This is a genomic window from Xanthomonas sp. GPE 39, from assembly GCF_000963005.1.
In the GTDB taxonomy this organism is placed as follows: Bacteria; Pseudomonadota; Gammaproteobacteria; order Xanthomonadales; family Xanthomonadaceae; genus Xanthomonas_A.
Genome location: NZ_JZHZ01000007.1, coordinates 1,195,505 through 1,212,508 on the forward strand (window position 1 = coordinate 1,195,505; position 17,004 = coordinate 1,212,508).

15 protein-coding genes and 2 tRNA genes are annotated in these 17,004 nt (G+C 63.5%); 11 read left to right on the forward strand and 6 right to left on the reverse strand.

What is annotated here, in order from left to right; translation table 11 throughout:
• Positions 1–3: 3 nt before the first annotated feature.
• The 4 genes from XALGPE39_RS04970 (at position 4) to XALGPE39_RS04985 (ending at position 1,589) form a co-directional block, all read left to right on the forward strand.
• Positions 4–303, forward strand: coding sequence for an integration host factor subunit alpha (locus tag XALGPE39_RS04970; protein WP_045727227.1), 300 nt, complete (start codon positions 4–6; stop codon positions 301–303).
• Entirely contained in the window at positions 284–640 is a 357-nt protein-coding gene (locus tag XALGPE39_RS04975; RefSeq protein ID WP_045727228.1) for a MerR family transcriptional regulator, read from the forward strand. Before XALGPE39_RS04970 ends, XALGPE39_RS04975 begins: the two co-directional genes overlap by 20 nt.
• Positions 641–715: 75 nt before the next feature.
• Positions 716–792: transfer RNA gene (locus XALGPE39_RS04980), tRNA-Pro, on the forward strand.
• A 329-nt stretch (positions 793–1,121) separates the two neighbouring features.
• Positions 1,122–1,589 (forward strand): cupin domain-containing protein, encoded by a 468-nt coding sequence (locus tag XALGPE39_RS04985; protein WP_045727229.1) that lies wholly within the window; start codon positions 1,122–1,124, stop codon positions 1,587–1,589.
• A 111-nt stretch (positions 1,590–1,700) separates the two neighbouring features.
• On the opposite strand, the gene dxs is transcribed toward XALGPE39_RS04985, so the two are convergent.
• The 4 genes from dxs to XALGPE39_RS05005 form a co-directional block, all read right to left on the reverse strand.
• Positions 1,701–3,611, reverse strand: coding sequence for a 1-deoxy-D-xylulose-5-phosphate synthase (gene dxs, locus XALGPE39_RS04990; protein WP_045727230.1), 1,911 nt, complete (start codon positions 3,609–3,611; stop codon positions 1,701–1,703).
• Between the two features lie 161 nt (positions 3,612–3,772).
• Positions 3,773–4,435: an HNH endonuclease gene (locus XALGPE39_RS04995; RefSeq protein ID WP_045727231.1), complete on the reverse strand. Its 663-nt coding sequence runs from the start codon at positions 4,433–4,435 to the stop codon at positions 3,773–3,775.
• A gap of 124 nt (positions 4,436–4,559) precedes the next feature.
• On the reverse strand, positions 4,560–6,344 hold the full coding sequence (locus XALGPE39_RS05000; RefSeq protein WP_045727232.1) for an acyl-CoA dehydrogenase C-terminal domain-containing protein: 1,785 nt from the start codon (positions 6,342–6,344) through the stop codon (positions 4,560–4,562).
• Positions 6,345–6,607: 263 nt separating this feature from the next.
• Complete coding sequence (locus XALGPE39_RS05005) at positions 6,608–7,084, reverse strand: LEA type 2 family protein (protein ID WP_045727233.1); 477 nt, start codon at positions 7,082–7,084, stop codon at positions 6,608–6,610.
• 363 nt (positions 7,085–7,447) lie between these two features.
• Between XALGPE39_RS05005 and XALGPE39_RS05010 the strand changes: the two genes are divergently transcribed.
• Positions 7,448–7,523: transfer RNA gene (locus XALGPE39_RS05010), tRNA-Phe, on the forward strand.
• A 423-nt stretch (positions 7,524–7,946) separates the two neighbouring features.
• On the forward strand, positions 7,947–8,225 hold the full coding sequence (locus XALGPE39_RS05015; protein WP_161795321.1) for a hypothetical protein: 279 nt from the start codon (positions 7,947–7,949) through the stop codon (positions 8,223–8,225).
• A gap of 309 nt (positions 8,226–8,534) precedes the next feature.
• Here XALGPE39_RS05015 and XALGPE39_RS05020 read toward each other — a convergent pair whose 3' ends face one another.
• Positions 8,535–8,924 (reverse strand): hypothetical protein, encoded by a 390-nt coding sequence (locus XALGPE39_RS05020; RefSeq protein ID WP_045727235.1) that lies wholly within the window; start codon positions 8,922–8,924, stop codon positions 8,535–8,537.
• Positions 8,917–10,293, reverse strand: a complete 1,377-nt coding sequence (gene xseA, locus XALGPE39_RS05025; RefSeq protein ID WP_045727236.1) for an exodeoxyribonuclease VII large subunit — start codon at positions 10,291–10,293, stop codon at positions 8,917–8,919. The genes XALGPE39_RS05020 and xseA overlap by 8 nt, the downstream gene beginning before the upstream one ends.
• Before the next feature lie 148 nt (positions 10,294–10,441).
• On the opposite strand from xseA, the gene XALGPE39_RS05030 reads away from it, so the two are divergent.
• The 5 genes from XALGPE39_RS05030 to XALGPE39_RS05050 all read left to right on the forward strand — a co-directional run bounded on the left by XALGPE39_RS05030 (position 10,442) and on the right by XALGPE39_RS05050 (position 16,995).
• Positions 10,442–11,905, forward strand: coding sequence for a bifunctional ADP-dependent NAD(P)H-hydrate dehydratase/NAD(P)H-hydrate epimerase (locus XALGPE39_RS05030; RefSeq protein WP_045727237.1), 1,464 nt, complete (start codon positions 10,442–10,444; stop codon positions 11,903–11,905).
• Entirely contained in the window at positions 11,902–12,387 is a 486-nt protein-coding gene (gene tsaE / locus XALGPE39_RS05035) for a tRNA (adenosine(37)-N6)-threonylcarbamoyltransferase complex ATPase subunit type 1 TsaE (protein ID WP_045727238.1), read from the forward strand. Before XALGPE39_RS05030 ends, tsaE begins: the two co-directional genes overlap by 4 nt.
• Before the next feature lie 81 nt (positions 12,388–12,468).
• Positions 12,469–14,055: an N-acetylmuramoyl-L-alanine amidase gene (locus XALGPE39_RS05040; RefSeq protein ID WP_045727239.1), complete on the forward strand. Its 1,587-nt coding sequence runs from the start codon at positions 12,469–12,471 to the stop codon at positions 14,053–14,055.
• 139 nt (positions 14,056–14,194) lie between these two features.
• Complete coding sequence (gene mutL, locus XALGPE39_RS05045) at positions 14,195–16,066, forward strand: DNA mismatch repair endonuclease MutL (protein ID WP_045727240.1); 1,872 nt, start codon at positions 14,195–14,197, stop codon at positions 16,064–16,066.
• Positions 16,066–16,995: a DUF1684 domain-containing protein gene (locus XALGPE39_RS05050; RefSeq protein ID WP_045727241.1), complete on the forward strand. Its 930-nt coding sequence runs from the start codon at positions 16,066–16,068 to the stop codon at positions 16,993–16,995. The genes mutL and XALGPE39_RS05050 overlap by 1 nt, the downstream gene beginning before the upstream one ends.
• The last annotated feature ends 9 nt before the right edge of the window (positions 16,996–17,004 follow it).

Below are 17,004 nucleotides of genomic sequence, written 5' to 3' on the forward strand. Positions count from 1 at the left end.
GCAATGGCGTTGACCAAAGCGGAAATGGCCGAACGGTTGTTCGACGAAGTCGGGCTGAACAAGCGCGAGGCCAAGGAGTTCGTCGATGCTTTCTTCGACGTGCTGCGCGATGCGTTGCAACAAGGGCGGCAGGTGAAACTGTCCGGTTTTGGCAACTTCGATCTGCGTCGCAAGAACCAACGGCCTGGTCGCAATCCCAAGACTGGCGAGGAAATCCCGATTTCGGCACGGACGGTGGTGACCTTCCGCCCGGGACAAAAGCTCAAAGAGCGCGTGGAGGCATATGCTGGATCCGGGCAGTAACCGCGAACTTCCGCCGATTCCGGCCAAACGTTACTTCACCATCGGTGAGGTGAGCGAGTTGTGCGACGTCAAGCCGCACGTGCTGCGCTATTGGGAGACCGAATTTCCCAGCCTGGAGCCGGTCAAACGGCGCGGCAATCGCCGCTATTACCAGCGCCACGATGTACTGATGGTGCGGCAGATTCGGAGTCTGTTGTACGAACAGGGATACACGATTGGCGGCGCTAGGCTACGTCTGGATGGCGAGGGCGCACGACAAGAATCGGCGTTGAGCAATCAGATCATCAAACAGGTGCGGCAAGAGTTGGAAGAAGTGCTGCAACTGCTGCGTCGATAGCGTTAGTCGGGCCAAACCCGCTATACTCGTCGGCGCGCCGTTAGGCGGATCCGCCGCCATGGTGGATGTACACACCGGGGTATAGCGCAGCCTGGTAGCGCACTAGTCTGGGGGACTAGTGGTCGTCGGTTCAAATCCGGCTACCCCGACCAATTACATATACCGGCATGTCACCGGATATCACGAAAACCCCTGAGAAATCCGGGGTTTTTCTTTGTCTGATGCTTTGCAATACGGGATACCGAGTAGGTTCGGCGGCCCGGTTGGTGGTATCCGGCGGGCTATGACGGGGCCATGCCGCCAAATGGATGCCGCCAAGATGCCAGAGCGAATTGCCTCGCTGCATCGATCTGAGCATGCCACTGGTGCCTGCCTGCCTCGCCGACAATCTCAACTGCGCCGGCTCGATTCTCGGCTGCAGATGGTCAAGTGTCGCAGGGCTTGACACATAAGGCTGTCGCAACACGATTAGACTGTGCGCATGCCCAGTGTTGCCGCCCGTATCGCCACCTTGCTGCGCGAGTTGTCGCTGCTGCCGCATCCGGAAGGTGGGCGCTATGCGCGCGTGCATACTTCTGCGCTGCTGGTGCGGCATGGGGAGCGCGAGCGACCGGCCTGTACTGCGATCCGGCTGCTGCTGGAGCGCGGCGAGATCAGTCATTGGCACCGGATCGATGCGGATGTGACCTGGCATTGGGAAGAGGGCAGTACGCTGGAATTGCTCAGCTTCGACCCACACTACGGTTTGCAGCGCTACCAGTTGGACGCCAGCGTGCGCGGCGGCATGCCCTCGGTCGTGATCCCGGCGGGGACTTGGCAGGCAGCGCGCCCGCTGGGCCGATATTGCCTGTTGGGTTGCGTGGTGGCGCCCGGGTTCCTGTGGGAAACCTTCGAGTTGCTTGCGGACAGTGATCCACTGGCCGCGCATTTGCCCAAGTTGGTCGACTGAGGCGGCATCGCCGCGATGCCTGTAATGCGCTGTGTTGCGCATGTGCCGATGCCTTGCGGCTTACGAACGGCGCCAGTGCATTGTGTTCGCTGTCGCTTACCTGCGTGGGCCTCAGCTTGCGGCGCTCAGCGGCCGGGTGATGCTGCCGAGTTGCGGCCAGCGCGCCAGCACTGCGGCGCGGATGCCTGCGGCGTCGATCCCGGCTTCTGCCAGAAGTTGTTCGCGGCTGGCGTGATGCTGGAAGGCATCGGGCAAGCCCAGGTGCAGCAGCGGAAGCGACACCCCCTCGGCGTTGAGCAGTTCCGCCACGCCGGAGCCGGCGCCGCCAGCGACCACGTTGTCCTCAATGGTCACGAACCCCTCGTGGCTGTGCGCCAGTTCCAGCAATAGCGCGCGATCCAGCGGTTTGACGAAACGCATGTTGACCACGCTCAGGCCGAGTTCGCGGCCAACTTGTTCGGCTGCTGTCAGTGTTGCGCCGAACGCCAGCAGCGCGAGCGTCGTGCCCTGTGTACGGCGCTGCGCCTTGCCGATCGGCAGAGTATCCAGCGTCGCTGCAGTAGCGATGCCGGGGCCGGTGCCGCGCGGGTAGCGTACCGCTGCGGGGCCACGATGGCGCAGGCCTGTGCTGAGCATCTGCCGGCATTCGGCTTCATCGGCTGGGGCCATCACCACCAAGTGCGGCACGCAGCGCAGGAAACTCAGGTCCAGATTGCCGGCATGGGTGGCGCCATCGGGTCCGACCACACCGCCGCGATCAATCGCGAACAGCACGTCGAGCTGTTGCAGCGCCACGTCGTGTATCAGTTGATCGTAGCCGCGCTGCAGAAACGTGGAATAGATCGCCACCACCGGCTTGGCGCCGTGGACGGCCATGCCGGCGGCCAGCGTGACCGCGTGCTGTTCGGCGATAGCTACGTCGAAATAGCGTTGCGGATATTCCTTGCTGAAACGCACCAGACCCGAACCTTCGCGCATCGCCGGTGTGATTGCCAGCAGCGCCGGTTCGGCCGCGGCCATGTCGCAGATCCAATTGCTGAACACATCGGTGTAGGTCGGTGCCTTGGTTCCTTCTTTGGACACCAGACCTTTGCTCGGATCGAACGGGCCGACTGCGTGGTAACCGATCTGGTCGCCCTCGGCCAATTCGTAGCCCTTGCCCTTGGTGGTGATGACGTGCAGCAACTGCGCGCCTTTCAGCGTCTTGAGCGTCTTCAACGCGCCGAGCAGGGCCGGCAGGTCATGACCGTCGATCGGCCCGGTGTAGTGGAACCCCATTTCCTCGAACAGCGTGGAGGGCACGAACATGCCTTTCCAGTGTTCCTCCCAGCGCCGCATGAAACGCGCGGTCCGGTTGCGTTTCTTGTCGCCGAGAATTTTTTTGCCGCTTTCGCGGATCGCATTGAGGGTCTTGCTGCCGGTCATGCGTCCGAGCATCTTGGTGACACCGCCAACCGCCTCGGAGATCGACATGCGGTTGTCGTTGAGGATCACCAGCAGGTTTGGTTCCGGGTCCATGCCGCCGGCGTGGTTCAGCGCCTCGTAGGCCATGCCCGCAGTCATCGCGCCGTCGCCGATCACCGCTACCACCTTGCGTTCGTCGCCCATGCGTTGCAACGCCACGGCCATGCCGAGTGCGGCGGAGATCGACGTGGAGGAATGGCCGACACCGAACGTGTCGTACTCGCTTTCTTCGCGTTTGGGGAATGGCGATACACCATCGGCCTGCTTGACGGTGTGGATGCAGTCGCGACGTCCGGTGAGGATCTTGTGCGGATAGGTTTGGTGGCCAACGTCCCACACCAGTTGGTCCACCGGAGTGTCGTAGAGATAATGCAGAGCGACGGTGAGTTCGATCACGCCTAGCCCAGCGCCGAAGTGGCCGCCACTTTTGCCGACGCATTCGATCAGGTAGGAGCGCAGCTCCTCGGCGATGGCTGGCAATTCCGATGTTTCGAAACCGCGCAGGTCGGCGGGGAACTGGATGCGCGCAAGGCGCGGATAGCGGGTGGAGTCGATCATCGGAATGCAGGGTCAGCGACCGCGATATTTTCCTCCCCATTCCGGGCATGGGCAAGCAACCCGTCCAACGGACAAACGTGGTGGCATGAATGATCGCCGGGGTGTGGCAATTAGTCGCAGGGCGCGGCGTGGCGCGCGTTGGGTGCTGATTTAACGCGAATTTACCGCGAAAGTTTGGAGCGCTTGGGCAGTTGCGCCTTCAGAAACGACATCTGGTCGGCAAGGATGTTGCGGTTTGACAGGATCAGGTGTTCGATCCAGCTCGGTCGGTATGGCACCGCCAGCAGCGGCATCGACGCTTGTTGCGGTGTGCGGTTGCCCTTGCGCGAGTTGCAGTGGAAACACGCAGTGACCACGTTTTCCCAGATGTCGCGCCCGCCTTTGGAGACCGGCAGGACATGGTCGCGGGTCAGTTGTGGGCGGCTGAATTGCTGGCCGCAATACATGCACAGTTGTGCGTCGCGGGCGAACAGTGCGGTGTTGGTCAGCGTGGGAGTGGGGTCCAGCGCGCGTGAGCGTGCATGGCCGCGCGCGGCGATGATCGGGTGCAGGTGCAGCACGCTGCGCTCGCCGCTGGCGCGCGACAGACCGCCGTGGATCTCCATGCATGGCTCGCCCAGGGTCCATGCCACTGCGCCGCGTGCGTAGAGGCAGGCGGCGTCTTGCCAGTTGATCCAGTCCAGGACACGACCATGCGCGTCCAGCGACAGCAGACGCACCGAAGGCAGGTGAGTGGAGGGCGGATAGGGCGCCGTCGGAACTGCCTCCGACGCGGCATGGGCCCCGGTATCGATCAGACCAAGCGTGGTTGTGTCTGTTTCCATCGAGAAAACAGCTTATACCCGATTGGTGACGGTTTGTGTATCCGCCCGTGCGGCGGATTTGCATGTCTGGTTGTCTCTGCGCGCCAGCGGTGATGCGCCTTGCCGCTTTACCCCATGGACCGGCTCAGAACTGTGCGTCGGCCAATGCCATCAGCGGCTGTGCGCCGGCATCGATCACCGCGGCGTGGGTCAGCGTGCGTGGCAGCAACTTGGCGTAGTAGAAGCGGGCGGTTTCGCATTTGGATTGTTTGAATGCTTCGGTATGTGTCGAGGCCGCGGCTGCGGCGACACTGCGCGCCCACCAGTACGCCAGCACCACATAGCCGGAATAGAACACGTAGTCGTAGCTCGCCGCGCCGAGTTCGTCGGGGTTGCTGGCGGCGCGCTGCAGGATGCGCTTGGTCAGCGCTGCCCATTCCTGTGCTTTCTCGCGCAGCGGCGCGATGAACTCTGCCACCGCTGGCGTGTCGTGGTGTTCGTTGAGGAATGCCTGGATCTGTGCCAGGAACAGCGTCAGTCCAGCGCCCTGGCTGGAGGCGGTCTTGCGCCCGATCAGGTCCAGCGCCTGGATGCCGGTGGTGCCCTCGTACAAGGTGGTGATGCGCGCGTCGCGTGCTAGCTGTTCCATGCCGTATTCGTGAATGTAGCCGTGGCCGCCGAAGCATTGCAGCGCATGGTAGGTGGTTTCCACCGACCATTCGGTCTGGCAGGCCTTGGCGATCGGGGTCAGGAAGCTGACTAGCACGTCGGCCTGTTCGCGCTCGGTTGGGTCGGTGGCGCTGTGGGCGATATCGATCAGGCTGGCGGCATGCAGTGCCAGCAGGCGGCTGCCTTCGGTCAGCGCCTTCACCGTGAGCAGCATGCGACGCACGTCCGGATGCACCAGAATCGGATCGGCGGGTTTTTCGGGCTGTTTAGCACCGCTGAGTGAGCGTGATTGCAGGCGCTCGCGGGCATAGCGCAGGGCGTTCTGGTAAGCGCGCTCGGACAGCCCCAGGCCCTGCAACCCGACGCCGAGTCGCGCCGAGTTCATCATGGTAAACATCGCCTGTAGGCCTTTGTGCGGCGGGCCGATCAGATAGCCCTGGGCACCATCGAAGTTCATCACGCAGGTGGCTGAACCATGGATGCCCATCTTGTGTTCCAACGCGCCGCAGCGCAGCGCATTGCGTTCGCCGAGGCTGCCGTCGTGCGCGACGCTGTATTTCGGCACCACCAGCAGCGAGATGCCTTTGGCCCCGGGTGGCGCGTCCGGCAGCCTTGCCAGCACCAGATGCACGATGTTGTCGGTGAGATCGTGCTCGCCGGCGGTGATGAAGATCTTGGTGCCGCTGACCGACCACGTGCCGTCGGCGTTGGGTTCGGCCCGGGTCTTGAGCAGGCCCAGGTCGGTGCCGCAGTGCGGTTCGGTCAGGCACATGGTGCCGGTCCAGCGGCCCTCCACCAATGGCTTGAGGAAGATCTCTTGTTGCCAGGAGTCGCCATGCTGCTTGAGTGCCTCCACGGCACCGTGCGACAGTAGTGGGAAGTTACCCCAGGCGAGATTGGCGGCGTTGATCATCTCGTTCAACGGCGCACCCAGCGTATGCGGCATGCCCTGGCCGCCGAACGCGACGGGCGCGGTCAGCCCGGTCCAGCCACCCTCGGCGAATTGTCGGTAGGCGTCGCGAAAGCCGGGTGCGGTAGTCACCGCGCCGGTGTTCTTGTCCAGCGTGCACCCATGTTCGTCGCCGACCCGGTTCAGCGGCGCCAGCACGGTGCCGGTGAAGCGCGCGGCTTCTTCCAGTACCGCGTCGATCAGTTCGGCGTTGGCCTCGGCATGGCCGAGACGGGCGAATAGTGCTTCCACTTGCAAAACGTCGTACAGGGCGAAGCGAAGATCGTTCAACGGGGCCTGGTAGGTGCTCATGCGATCGCTCGTGCCATGGGCCGCAGTGCGGCCGAGAGTGTCAGGATACTACTGCGTATGGGGTGTGCTGCCGAGGGAGCGTTTCGAAGGCGCGGATCGTGTCGGGATCGTCGTATGCCCTGTGATGCAAGGTGCGTATGTCCCCTTTAGCGTGCCTAACGTCGGTCACAGAGGACGTCGGTGCATACTCGCGCGCAGAGACCGGCATGCCCGGTATGGAGGCGCACCAGAGTTGGTGCAGTGGTCGGGTTACGGCGAGGCGATCAGCGCAGCACGCCGTCCAGGCCGGGCGCTGGCGAGAGCGTGTTGTGCGTATCGATGGTGAAGGTGCGCTGTTTCTTTTCTTCGGGGGTGGCCGCGATGCTGCCTTTGAGCGTGTATTCCAGGCTGTGGTGGCTTGCCAGCGCATCGGCGATGGCCAAACGCGCGGCGGAACTGGGTCGCACGGCGACGTTGACCACATCCGCCGTTTCCGGGCCGATCGAGATTGCGGGGGTTGCCTGCATAGTGCCTGCGGCTTCGCCACCCACGCCCAGGTCCAGGCGCAGACTGTCATAGCGCATGGGAATGCTGCTGTAGTTCTGCAGTCGTAACTCCACTTTCCAACTGCCATCGGGATTGACGGTGAGTTGCTGCAAGCTCGCAGCCGGGTCGGACACGCGCCGCACCATGCCGTCTCCGCACGCGCTCAGGAGTGTCGTGCACATCATCAGCAAGCCGAGGCGAAGGGGGCGGGGCATGAGCGAAGTCCGGTGGCGTGTGGAAACCGGCGAAGAATACTACGCACCCCGGAAAGCGGCTGTGTCATGGCGACATTGCCGTGTACTCGACGAACGCCAAGCCTCTCCGGCTTTGACTGGCATGTGCTTAGGTCTGACCGTGACGGAGTGTGCGGCGCAAGAAGAAAAGCCACCACAGTCCTAGATGGTGCGGCGGGCGACGTCCGTACCCTGAGCCGATCCGCTGCCGAGGAACTTGGTTTTGGTCAGGCTGGCCCGTGCTGTGCCGGCCAGCATCTGCAAGGTCGAAACAGCGTGGCTTGCCCAATCTCGATTGCATCGCTATGATGCGCGCCTCGCACCGGTACTGCCGCGTTGCGCAGTGGCCGAGTAGCTCAGTTGGTAGAGCAGGGGATTGAAAATCCCCGTGTCGGCGGTTCGATTCCGTCCTCGGCCACCATATGAATCAACGCTTTGCATAGAGGTATAACCTCTATCCCTTCTTGGCTTGATCCTTTTTTGCACCAATCCTACTTTGTATGGATTGCTCTCCCGCTGGGTTTGCGGATCAGTTTGTCAGCCATCTCAAGACGCGATGGCACGGCTGTTGCAATTGGTAGAGTTTGGCATGCGGTGATGCTTCTCGCGATGCCGATTTGCCCGCGCGAGCCTTACAGTGGCAGCCTGCTGCTTTGCAGCACAGAGGTCTGGCCACTACAGCAGCTCTTTCGGCACGCTCCCGTGAAATTATGGTCTACGGATGTAGACAGATGCGAAAAGTGATCATGCTTTCGTGACGATTCACTCAACAGATGGCGTGCGCGGTCGTAATCATGTACGCGGCCGATGGGGATCATAGAAACGGCCAATCTGGGGGGTAGTAATGAGTGTTAAATTTCCATTGATTGTCCTGTCTGGGGTCCTGGCTTTGGTTGCTGCCGGCGATGCTTTTGCTGGGGCTGAAATGAAAGCAGGGCTTGTGGCCGATCAGGATCATCCGGAGGCAGAGGGTCCTTACATCGAACAGATTGGGTCCGAGTGCATGATGGTCAACACGTACCTGCAGCAGCACGATGGTGTGTCTAAGCGTGTGGTCCTGCGTGAGCCGGTGGAGTGTGCCGATCAGCAGGATGGTCGATCGCTGGCCAAGCTCGCCAAGTGAGTCGGCGTGCAGGCTCTCTTGGGCCTGCCTGATACAGACGATGGCGTACGCCTATTTGGCGGCGCGCTTCCTCTGGTCCTCAAGACAGTGTCGATGGTTTGCTTGGCTGAAAGTCAGGTTTTTGCTGGTTGAGTCGATTTTGCTCTCACCCTAAACATTGACCAAGCTGAAGATTTTTCTCTCCGAGTCGACGCCTGGGTCTTCCACCGATCCAGATGCTGTCGTTGTTCTCTATAGTTTGGCCTGACATTGCCGCTGCCGCTGCCGCTGTGTGCCGTGCAGTTGGCCAATTCGGTGGCTGAATTCGATCTAAGCTGCAATGAAGGCCGCGCGTGCTGCAGCGAGCAGGTCCGGGCTGTCGCCTTCGCGCAGGGCTTGCAACGCTGTGCGGTCGCCGGTCAGTTGTATCGTGGTGAGCCATTGCGCCATTGCGGGGAAGTCGCCGCCGCAGCCGTTCCAGACAATGCAGATGGTCTCGCCGATGTTACTGAGGTCGTTCTCGTTCAGGTATCCAAGGGTGCCATCGCGGGCGAGCCAGTCGAGTGCGCGTTGCGCATCCTCGGGCGCACCGTAGGCTGCGCCATCGATCAGCGACAGCATGTCGCTGGTGTTTGCCAGCCTGCCTGCCTTGTGCCGTTCGGCGCGGCGCATGCCATGCAGTACGGCCTTGATGCGATTTTCGTGGGGCATGTCAGTCATGATTGTCGGGTAGTTTGGCAGAGCGCGCCGGTGATGGCGAATCGACGTGCAGGTCCAGCTCGCCGTCGACTAGGCGTGCTCGCAATGGGGCGCCTGGTTCGACTTGTGTGACCGAGCGCACGACGTTGCCAGTGCCGGCGTGGGTCAGGATGGTATAGCCGCGTGCCACTGTGGCGAGCGGACTGATCGCCTCCATTGCGCGCGCCAGCGCGCGTAAGTGTTGTGTCTGGACTTGCAAGCGTCGCCCCATCGCGACAGGCAGATGCTGGCCGAGCGCTTGCAGGCGGTTGCCTAGCATCGTAAGCCGATGCTGTGGCTGGGAGGCGCGTAGGATCGCGGCAGCATGGCGCAACTGCGCCTGTCGGCGTTCTTGCTGCTGCATCCACAGTGTGGTCAGTCGGCGCGCGGCATCGCGTTGGCGGCGTTGCAGTAGTTGCAGTTGCATCTGTGGGCTTTGTGCTTGCAGCCTGAGCATTGCCTGGTCGGCGCGTTGTTGTGCCTGGCGCAGGAGGTGCCGCTGCCAACGCTGCAATGCGTGGTGTTGGGCGGATAACCGAATGGTGATGTCGCGTTGGTCGGGGACCAGTAACTCTGCCGCGACCGACGGTGTCGGCGCGCGTAGGTCGGCGGCGAAATCGGCCAGCGTCACGTCGGTTTCGTGGCCGACCGCCGACACCACCGGCGTATTCGAGGCGGCGATGGTGCGCACCAGATGCTCGTCGTTGAACGCCCAAAGGTCTTCCAGCGAACCGCCGCCGCGGGTCAGCAGGATCACGTCGTAGCGATTGCAGGCATCGGCCTGCTGCAGCAATGTTGCGATCTGCGCGGCGGCGCTGTCGCCCTGTACCAGGGTCGGCAGAATATCCACTTGCAGTAGTGGCATGCGCCGGCCGAGTACGCTTAGCACATCGCGCACTGCGGCGCCGCTGGGTGAGGTGATGACGGCCAGGCGGTGCACGAAAGCCGGCAGGGGGCGCTTGCGTTCGGTCGCGAACAGGCCTTCGTCAGTGAGTTTGGCCTTGAGCGCTTCGAACGCGCGGCGCAGCGCGCCTTCGCCTGCTTCTTCCAGGTGTTCCAGTACTAGTTGATAGTCTCCGCGTGCCTCGTACAAAGTGAGGCGGCCGCGTGCGAGGACGCGCAGCCCCTCGCGTGGCACGAACGGTAGCCATTGGCTTTTGGGCTTGAACATCGCGCAGCGCACTTGTGCGCGCGCATCCTTGAGGGTGAAGTACAGGTGCCCGGAGGTGGGGCGGGTCACGTTGCCCAGCTCGCCTTCCACCCATGCCAGGGGGAACGTGCTTTCCAGCAGGTCGCGGGCCAGCGTATTGAGCTGGCTTGGGGTGAGGATCTGGTCGGTGCGATTGGGCATGCAGGTGATGCGGTGGCGTGCTGGCGGCTATCCTCGCATGTCTGTGTCTGTGTCTGTGTCTGTGTCTGGTGTCGGCTGCGCTGTCTTGCTCCCAGGTCGGCAACGCCAGCGACGTGGGCGGACATGGCGCAAGTATAGAATTCTGCGCATGTCCGAATGCCGCGATCTCCATACCGTCACCGCCGCGCGTCGCATCGACGCACAGGCCATTGCATTGCTGGGCGGGGGCGCTGATGCGCTGATGCAGCGTGCCGGGCAGGCGGCGTGGCAGACGCTGTTGCAGCGTTGGCCGCAGGCGCAGCGCATTATGGTGGCCTGCGGCAGTGGCAACAACGGCGGCGATGGCTACGTGCTGGCGCGCTTGGCGCATTGTGCCGGGTATCGGGTAAGCGTGGTGCAGTTGCCGGGGTGTGGGCCGCAGTCGTCACTGGCGCAACGTGCCTGCAACGACTACATCGGCGTCGGTGGTCGTATCGTCGTGTTCGATGGCGTGCTGGAACCTGCCGATGTGGTGGTCGATGGATTGCTCGGCATTGGCTTGAATCGCGCGCCAGATGCTGAATTGACCCGGTTGCTTGGTGCGCTGTCTGAGCTTGGTGCGCCGGTGTTGGCGCTGGATGTGCCTAGTGGCGTGGATGCGCAGTCCGGTAGCGTCCCGGGTGCGGCGTTGTCGGCGACGTTGACCCTGCAGTTCATCGTGGCCCATGCCGGGCTGTATACGGGTGCTGCGCTGAACTATGTCGGCGAGCGTGCTCTGGCGACGTTGCAGGTGCCTGCGGCTGCGTTCGCTGGTTGCGTGCCGTTTGCAACGGCCTGGGGCGTTGCCGCGTTGTGTCGATATCTCGCCCCCCGGCGCCGCGACAGTCACAAGGGTGATGCCGGGCATGTGCTGTGCATCGGTGGAAATCATGGCAGCGGTGGTGCGGTCATGCTGACCGCCGAGTCGGCGTTGCGCAGCGGTGCAGGATTGCTCAGCGTTGCGACCCGTCGTATGCATGTTGCGCCGCTGCTGGCGCGTTGCCCGGAGGCTATGGCGCATGCAGTCGAGGACGCGGAGGCGTTGATGCCGCTCTTGTGCAAGGCCGATGTGGTGGCGCTCGGTCCGGGTCTTGGTCAAGACGACTGGGCGCAGGCGTTATGGCATGCCGTGCTCGCCAGCGATGTCGCGTTGGTGGTCGATGCCGATGCGTTGAATCTGCTGGCGCAGGCGGTGTTGACGCCGCATCCGGGCGAAGCCGGGCGGCTGCTCGGTCTGACCACTGCGCAGGTGCAGCGCGACCGCTTTGCCGCCGCTGCGCTGCTGGCCGACCGCTACCAGGCTGCGGTGGTACTGAAGGGCGCTGGCAGTATTGTCGCCGCGCCAGGCCAATTGCCCCGCGTTATCGCCGCCGGTAATCCAGGTATGGCGGTCGGCGGTATGGGCGATCTGTTGACCGGCGTGATCGCTTCGCTACGTGCCCAGGGGCTGGCTGCGTTCGAAGCGGCCAGCGTGGGCGCGCTGCTGCACGCCTGCGCCGGTGACCGCGCTGCTGCGGCCGGTGGCGAACGTGGCTTGCTGCCTTCCGACTTGCTGCATGCGTTGCGGCGTCTTTCCAACCCGGAATTTGAATGATGACCTTGCAAATGTTTCTGCCCGACAGCGACGCCACCGAGCGCTTCGGGCGCGTACTCGCCGCCACGCGACCAGCGCAGGCCGTCGTGCATTTACACGGTGATCTGGGTGCAGGCAAATCGACCTTGGCGCGCGCTTTGCTGCGTGCGTTGGGCGTCCAGGGTGCGATCCGCAGCCCCACCTACACCTTGTTGGAGCGTTATCCGCTGGCCGACGGTGAGGCATGGCATCTGGATCTGTACCGTATAGGAGCCTCTGGCGAGTTGGATTTTCTGGGCCTGGACGAAGCAAGCGCCAATCTGTGGCTGGTGGAATGGCCCGAGCGCGGCGGTGACGTGCTGGCCCCGGCGGATCTGCATGTCTTGCTGGCCCTGCACGAGAGTGGGCGCATGGCGCAGGTGCGGGCCGGCACTGCGGCAGGGCAGGTGTGGCTGAGCCGGATCGTCGAGCAAGATGACTTGCGCCAACTTTTTCTGAGCTGACGCTAAAAAGTGGAAGCAGGTTATGGATTATTAAGGGAAAATTGCTTGCATTTGTATCGTTACGATGCTTGAATCGATGGTATGCGCCAGGGGATCCGAGTTTTTGCCTGTTCCGCCATCGCCGCAGGCTGGTGCCTGGCGGCGCATTTGGCGTTTGCGGGCGAGGTTCAGTCGGTATCGCTGGATAACGGTGCAACCGGCACCCGCGCAGAGATCCGTTTGCAGGGCAACGGCGGCTTCAGCACCATCTCCTTGGCTCACCCTGATCGGCTGGTGGTGGATTTTGCCGACTCTTCCGCCGTCAAGGGTTTGAAGCTACCCGCCGGCAGCGGTGTGGTCAGTGCCGTGCGCACGGGCCATCCGGTGCCGGGTACCTTGCGTATCGTGTTCGACCTCAGCAATTCGGTGGTCGCGTTCAAGCCGCAGATGCAGACCATTGGCGGTAGTTCGGTGTTGGTGATCGAGTGGCCGGGCGATGCCGCGATGGGTAAGTCCGTTGCGGCTAGCGCCGTGCCGCCCTCGGTGTCCGCAGTGCCTGTGTTACCGCCGCCTGTTGCCAAGCCTGCCCTGGATCCACGTGCGGAAGCGGCGCGCGCGACGGCGGCATTGACCGCTTCTGTCGTGCAGCATTCGACCCAGCCACAGCCGGTCGCCGTGGCGCCCCCGCCGCCGGTAAGCGATGCCGCCGCCGTCCCTGCGCTGACGGAATCGGCGCGTGTACCGCTTGCCAAGTCGGGCGCTGGCGTTGCCACGGTGGCGCAGAAAAGCGCCAGTCAGCCCCAGATAGCGCCGCCGCAGGCCAGCGAACCGGCCAACGACCAAGACGAGATGGCGGTGGCCGCAGCGGCTGAAGCGCGGCCGGTGATGCCGAGTGCGCCGTCGCGGGTGCGAATGAGGCCGGGCATGCGCCCGTTGATCGTGGCCATCGACCCTGGTCATGGCGGTCAGGATCCCGGAGCTACCGGCCCTACCGGCAAGCACGAGAAGGATGTGACTCTGGCGATCGGTCGCGAACTGGCCCGCCAGATCAACGCCACGCCTGGCATGAAGGCATACATGACGCGCAGCACCGACGTGTTCATTCCGTTGCCGATGCGCGCGCAGAAAGCCCGCGCAGCCAAGGCCGACATCTTCATCTCGATCCACGCCGATGCCGCAGAAAATCGCAGTGCAAGCGGTTCTTCGGTGTACGTACTATCGACCAAAGGCGCTTCGTCGCAGCGCGCGCGCTGGCTGGCGGACAAAGAGAATGCGGCTGATCTGGTCGGCGGCGTGCGTTTGCAGAGAACCGATAGCACCTTGGCGAGCGTGTTGCTCGACTTGGCCCAGAGCGGGCACATGAAAGCGTCCGAGGATGCGGCCGAGCATGTATTGGGCGGGCTGAAGGAAATCGGCAACAACCACAAGCCAGAGATCGAGCGCGCCAATTTTGCCGTGCTGCGGACCTCCGACATGCCGGCGATGCTGGTCGAGACCGCTTATATTTCCAACCCGGAAGAAGAGCGTCGTTTGACCGAACCCGCCTATCAGCACCGTATCGCCAGCGCTGTGCTTGATGGTGTGAACACCTTCTTTACCCAGCAACCGCCTCCCGGCACGCTGTTCGCCGCGCGCGCGCAGGCAGAAGCGGATGCGGCGGCTGGGACGGTCGCTGGCGGCAACCGCTGACACGCTCGGCTATCATGGCCGGCCAATCCTCGATGATGGCGTCCGCGCCGTGCGCCGTGCCGATGTTCGTTTTTTGCTGGTGTTCTTGTTCTACCGTTGAAACCAGCGCGCCGAGACCGGTGCGTGCTGCGGGGTCGGTATGAGCATCCGTCAATTGCCCGAGATCCTGATTAACCAGATCGCTGCGGGCGAAGTGGTGGAGCGTCCGGCTTCGGTGGTCAAGGAGCTGGTGGAGAACGCGCTGGATGCGGGCGCGCACCGCGTGGACATCGACCTGGAAGAGGGCGGCGTGCGCCTGATTCGCATCCGCGACGATGGTGGTGGCATCCCCGCCGAAGAGTTGCCATTGGCGGTGTCGCGGCACGCAACCAGTAAAATCGCCTCGTTGGACGATTTGGAAACCGTCGGCACGCTTGGGTTTCGTGGCGAGGCCTTGCCCTCGATTGCGTCGGTCAGTCGCTTCAGCCTGGCCTCGCGCCGCGCCGACGACGCGCATGGCGCCATGTTGCAGGTGGAAGGGGGCAAAGTCGGTACGGTGCAGCCGCACGCGCAGTCGCCGGGTACCACGGTGGAAGTGCGCGAACTGTTCTACAACGTGCCGGCGCGGCGCAAATTCCTGCGCGCCGAACGCACCGAATTGGGCCACATCGAGGAATGGCTGCGTTCGCTGGCGCTGGCGCGCCCGGATGTGGAACTACGGGTTTCTCACAATGGCAAACCGTCGCGGCGCTACAAGCCCGGCGATCTGTATTCGGATGCCCGCCTGGGCGAAACGCTGGGCGAGGATTTCGCCCGGCAGGCGTTGCGGGTGGATCACAGTGGCGCTGGCCTGCGCCTGCATGGCTGGATCGCACAACCGCATTATTCGCGTGCCAGTGCCGACCAGCAGTACCTGTACGTCAATGGCCGTTCGGTGCGCGACCGCAGTGTCGCGCACGCGGTGAAGATGGCCTATGGCGACGTGCTGTTTCATGGTCGTCAGCCGGCCTATGTGTTGTTCCTGGAGTTGGATCCGTCGCGTGTGGACGTCAATGTTCATCCGGCCAAGCACGAGGTGCGTTTCCGCGATGCGCGGCTGATCCACGATTTCGTTTACCGCACCTTGCAGGACGCGTTGGCGCAGACCCGTGCCGGCAGCCTGCCCGGCACGGCGGCCGATGCGCCGCTGCAGGCATTGCCGACGCATGGCTCCGGAGCGGGCGCATGGCTGCCGCCGCGCGCATCGGCAGGTGGTAGTGGTGGTACGGGAGATGGTGCGCAATGGCGGTCGGCGCAGTCGCCGCTCGGCTTGCGCGTGCAGGAGGCACCTGCGGCGTATGCGGCCTTGTACGCGGGGTCGGCCGATTCGGCAAGCGCGGCGACTCACCTGCCACGCCAGGCGCAGGACGCGGCAGGCGGGTTGCCGCCCACTGCGCCCGACAGCGGTGTGCCGCCGCTCGGCTACGCGATCGCGCAATTGCATGGCATCTATATCCTGGCCGAAAACGCCGAAGGTCTGATCGTGGTCGACATGCATGCCGCGCACGAGCGTATCGGCTACGAGCGGCTCAAGAGCGCGCACGATGGGATTGGCCTGCATACGCAGCCACTGCTGGTGCCGATCACCCTGGCGGTTGGCGAGCGCGACGCCGATACCGCCGAGCGCGAAGCGCAGACCTTGGCCGCGCTTGGATTCGAGATTACCCGCAGTGGACCGCAGTCCTTGCACGTGCGCAGCATCCCGGCCTTGCTGGCGCAGGCCGAACCGGAGGCTTTACTGCGCGATGTACTCACCGATTTGCGCGAGCATGGCCACAGCGGTCGTGTCGCTGGCGCGCGCGACGCGCTGCTGTCGACCATGGCCTGTCACGGCGCGGTGCGTGCCAACCGGCGTCTTACGTTGCCGGAAATGAATGCCTTGCTGCGTGATATGGAGGCGACCGAACGCTCCGGACAATGCAACCATGGACGTCCGACCTGGGCACGCTTTACCTTGGCTGAAATCGATCGTTGGTTCTTACGGGGACGTTGATGCACAAGTGGACGAAGCCGCTGTCTCTGCTGCTGATACTGCTGGCCATGAGTGGGTGCGGCAGACAGGCATCTGCACCGGGCGCGCCAAAGGCCATGGACGCGCATTTTCTCGCCGACGAACAGGCCTGGCGCGCGCAGCGTCTGCGCGAACTGCAGGCGGCCGATGGCTGGACCAGCTTGGTCGGCCTGCATTGGCTGGAACTGAAAGAACACTACATCGGGAGCGGCCCAGGCAGTGGCATTAGGTTGGCGTTTGGTCCGCCGCGGATGGCACTGGTATCGCAGATGCAGGGACAGGTGTATCTGACCCCCGAGCCCGGTGCCGCGCTCCGCGTGGACGGCACGCCGCTGCAGGGGCGCATTCGTTTTTACAGCGACCACGATCCGCAGCCGACGGTGATCGATTTTGATGATGGCAAGGGCAAGCTCAGTCTGATCGAACGCGGTGGCCGCTATGCGCTGCGGGTCAAGCACGCCGATGCGCCGAGCCGGCTGGGTTTCGCTGGATTGCAGGATTGGCCGCTGAGCGAATCCTGGCGCGTGCGTGGGCGTTTTGTGCCCAATCCCCCCGGCACGACGTTGCAAATCGTGGACATCATCGGCGTCAGTACCGCCGCGCCGAATGCCGGCGTGTTGGAGTTCGAGCGTGATGGGAGACGCTTTCGGTTGCAGGCGATCGGTTCGCCTGGACAGCCATTGTTTGTGGTGTTCGCCGACCGCACCAGCGGGCGCGGCAGCTACCCGGCAGGGCGTTTCCTGGATGTGCCTGCACCGGCGGCCGACGGCAGCGTGGTGCTGGACTTCAACCGTGCCTACAACCCCCCGTGTGCCTTCACCCCGTTTGCGACCTGTCCGCTGCCGCCGCCGGAAAATCGTCTCGACCTGACAGTAGATGCTGGCGAGAAGGTCTACGCCGCTCACCATTGAGGCAAGGCT